3 protein-coding genes are annotated in these 2,040 nt (G+C 35.2%); 2 read left to right on the forward strand and 1 reads right to left on the reverse strand.

Going from position 1 to position 2,040, the window contains the following annotated elements; translation table 11 throughout:
* Both F6K40_RS39890 and F6K40_RS39895 read left to right on the forward strand, forming a co-directional pair.
* Nucleotides 1-290, forward strand: a 290-nt coding sequence (locus tag F6K40_RS39890) for a hypothetical protein (RefSeq protein WP_293145772.1), incomplete at its 5' end; no start/stop codon positions are given.
* 198 nt (nucleotides 291-488) lie between these two features.
* Nucleotides 489-1,244, forward strand: coding sequence for an AAA family ATPase (locus tag F6K40_RS39895; protein WP_293145775.1), 756 nt, complete (start codon nucleotides 489-491; stop codon nucleotides 1,242-1,244).
* Between the two features lie 57 nt (nucleotides 1,245-1,301).
* On the opposite strand, the gene F6K40_RS39900 is transcribed toward F6K40_RS39895, so the two are convergent.
* Nucleotides 1,302-2,040 (reverse strand): DNA cytosine methyltransferase (locus tag F6K40_RS39900; protein WP_293145778.1); only part of this gene is annotated, 739 nt, incomplete at its 5' end.

The raw sequence follows: 2,040 nt of genomic DNA on the forward strand, positions 1-2,040 counted from the left end.
AAATAGCAATGGCAGCATTAGCATTTACTAGAAAACTATCTTCAATGCGGAGCAGAAAAGCTCGTTTGAGAGCGACGGGCAACCAGGGTGTACGAAAATGGAGTCGTACACGCTCTACCAAGGGAGGTGGAATTCAAAATCTCTTCAAAAATTGGGGAGGTAGGTTAGTCGGTTGGATTAATTCGGGATTAAATGAACTCAAGAAAAGACTAAGCAAAATTAGCGTCACCCCAATCTTCCAGGCATTAGTCAATGCCGGAAACCTACTGCTTAACAATAATTCCAAGTAACTGACACTGAAATCGACAAACAAATCGACGCCATCAATAAGTCAATTGTGACGCGTGGTTTTGGAGCTGTTGGTAGAACGCTGGGGAGTACAATATGTGGACTTGGGGGCGCTGCCCTGATTACCAAATTTATCCATCTTTGGGATATCATGTAATGAGCAATGTCGCTCCTGAAGTGGCTGAGGAATTACTGTCGGAATGGAGTCAAGCACTTTCCCAAACTGCTATAGTATCAAAAATAATTGGAGTGGCACGACTTCTATTTTTGTGCTTAAATCCTATCAAGATGATTCGCTCAAAAAGTTTCTGGAGCTGGTTTCTAATATATTCTGTCCTGGAAATACAATTCCAAGCAATATAATTACCGACCATTATTACCGTTCCAGAAATAACAAATCTGATGTCTATGAAAACTTTACAAATTGGTACTACTACTTACTCTATTTACATGACAACTATAAAATTTATGGTTCGTATAAGGACAATATACCAGCACTAGAAAAACAACTACAGCAAGCGATAAATGGTTTTAAACATATATTATTTAGTAGTAATATTGACAAAGATTTTTTGATGGCAGAAATATCAGGTAAATTCTATTCTCTTTCTAATTTATCTCAAGGGCAGCCAGCTTTGATAATCTTATATACATTGATATTTTGTACCCCAAGAAAAAGTATTTTATGTATTAATAAGCCAGAAACTTTCTTAGCTTTACCAGAAGTAATGTCTTGGTTGTCATTGATGGTTAACCACTTAAAAGATAGACAGTTACTGTTAATTTCTCACCACCCATCTATGATTAATTATTTAGGCGCTAATTCTGGCTATTTCTTTGAGAGAACAGATGATAATTCGGTACAAGTTAAAAGAATTAATCAAGAAGATGAGGATGAGGAGAGTTTATCTATTGAGAAGCTGATAGAATTAGGTTCGTTTCAAGTCAGTAGTTAGGGAGATTATTTTCCTGACTTTTTAGTAGGCAAAAAATAAGTAACTAACTCAACCCTATTAAACAAAACTATCCAATACCCTGCTCACAAAAATAGGGGGTACACTTAACCCACAGATATAGACAGCATAACCACTTTTTTCAGGCATATAATAATTATCAGGAAATCCAGAAAGTCGGGCGATCGCTCTTGAGTTTAATATTTGAAACTGATTTATTTCAGGGTTCCATATAGCAATAGATTTATTTCTACTACAGCCTTTCTGGTCAACTCCACTCATTGCCCTTATTGTCCAACAATTACTATCTTCATCTGAGTATAAAGATTTGCCCATGCTAAAAAAGTTTTCTACAAGGATAAACCTACTTCTATCTACCTTTTGATTCTTCAAAAAGTTATCAACTTTAGGGTTAATATCATCTACCTTAAATTGAGGAATTAAATCACGGATTGAATCATACCAACCAGTAGACGGAAGCCTTGGGATTCTGCTCATTTGAATATTTTTTCTACAAGCTCTAATTATCAATCTAGTCCTGCTTTGAGGGACGTTATAATGAGAAAGGTTATAATTCCGATAATCTACTTTATAGTTATTATTTTTTAACCAAGTTAATATCATTTCAAAAGCCTTAAAATTAGCCCAAGCTGGTACATTCTCTAAGCAAATAATATCAGGTGTTAATCTAAATAAAATACAAATCAACTTCTCTGCCAATAAAGTATCTAAATCTGATTCTTTTTGGCCATGAAGATTGCTCATGTTTGATGCTCTATCACAAGGCAAAGAAGCCCAA

The organism is Okeania sp. SIO3I5, from assembly GCF_010672085.1.
Taxonomy (GTDB): Bacteria; Cyanobacteriota; Cyanobacteriia; order Cyanobacteriales; family Microcoleaceae; genus Trichodesmium.